Origin of the sequence: Halomonas campaniensis, from assembly GCF_014193375.1 — a bacterium.
GTDB lineage: Bacteria > Pseudomonadota > Gammaproteobacteria > Pseudomonadales > Halomonadaceae > Halomonas > Halomonas campaniensis.
The window spans coordinates 1-1227 of sequence record NZ_JACHZF010000074.1; the positions used below are offsets into that span (position 1 = coordinate 1).

The following is a 1227-nucleotide window of genomic DNA, read 5'->3' on the forward strand; positions in this document are numbered from 1 at the left end:
GGAACCACTGATCAATTCGGTTCTGAGCAGTTGAAGGGCTCAGAGTGACACAATCACCGCGTCAGCGATCATTTTCTGACCACCTCCGGTGGTCTGTTTGCCCTGCCAGCCGGCCTATGCGGCTGGCAGGGCAGATTCAAGGCACACTGCCCCCGTCAACTCGGCCCTCACATCGTGTCGCCAGCACCAGATTGGCCAGTCCGAACAGGCTGAAGAGTTGCGCCTGATTCTTGGCCAACCCCTTGTAGCGCACCTTGCGGTAGCCAAAGAGGTTCTTGATGACATGAAACGGGTGCTCGACCTTGGCACGGATGCTGGCCTTGGCCTTCTCGATCGCCAGCAGCAGCGTTTTCATGTGGCTGTCGTCCATCTTCTTGATGGTGCCGCGCTTGGCGGCAACGCAGCACTTGGAATTCGGGGCATCCTTCTCTTCGTCGAGATGCTTCCACATGCCGGTGTAGCCCGCGTCGCCGTATACCCGTTTGTCATCCTCCCGCACCAGGGCACCGGCCATGGTGACATCGGCAACGTTGGCCGAGGTCGTGACGACACTGTGAGTCAGTCCGGTGACGGCATCGACGCCGATATGGGCCTTCATGCCGAAATACCACTGGTTGCCTTTCTTGGTCTGCTTCATCTCTGGATCGCGCTGCTTGGCCTTGTTCTTGGTGGAAGGGGCGGCTGCCACGATAGTGGCGTCGACGATCGTGCCCTCGCGCATGAACAGCCCTTTCTCGGACAGGTGGGCGTTGATCTCCTCGAAGATCCGCTGGGTCAGCGCATGCTTCTCCAGCAGATGACGGAAGCGCAGCAGCGTGGTCGCGTCCGGCACGCTCTCGATGGCCAAATCGATACCCACGAAGTCGCGCATCGCCTGGCTATCGTAGATGGCATCTTCAAGTGCCTCGTCGGCGAGCGCATACCACTGTTGCAGGAAGTAGATCCGCAGCATGCGCTCCAGGCCGATAGGCGGACGGCCGCGCTTGCCCGCTGCATTCGGGAAGTAAGACGGCGACAGCGCGTCGATGAGCCGTTGCCAAGGCACCAGCGCCTCCATCTGGGTCAGGAACCGCTCGCGGCGGGTGACCTTCTTCTTGTTCTGGTACTCGGCTTGGGCGAACGAGACCTGCTTCATCGGGTGGCTCTGATCAGGCAGTGGCAGGAGGACCGAATTCTACCTCGCCGATGGCTGCGAGGCAGCTGCGGCGCGATTTATGCAGCGTTTCC

Annotated in this window: 1 protein-coding gene; it reads right to left on the bottom strand. The window is 60.6% G+C overall.

Annotation, left to right across the window (positions count from 1 at the left end; genetic code table 11):
* Nucleotides 1–136: 136 nt before the first annotated feature.
* Nucleotides 137–1135 carry an IS5 family transposase gene (locus BDK63_RS18295; protein ID WP_183334584.1) on the bottom strand — a complete coding sequence of 333 codons (999 nt, stop codon included), beginning with the start codon at nucleotides 1133–1135 and terminating at the stop codon, nucleotides 137–139.
* Nucleotides 1136–1227: the final 92 nt, after the last annotated feature.

Excerpts from the sequence above, each read along its gene's own strand:
- BDK63_RS18295 (WP_183334584.1), bottom strand. The coding sequence starts at position 1,135 with ATGAAGCAGGTCTCGTTCGCCCAAGCCGAGTACCAGAACAAGAAGAAG.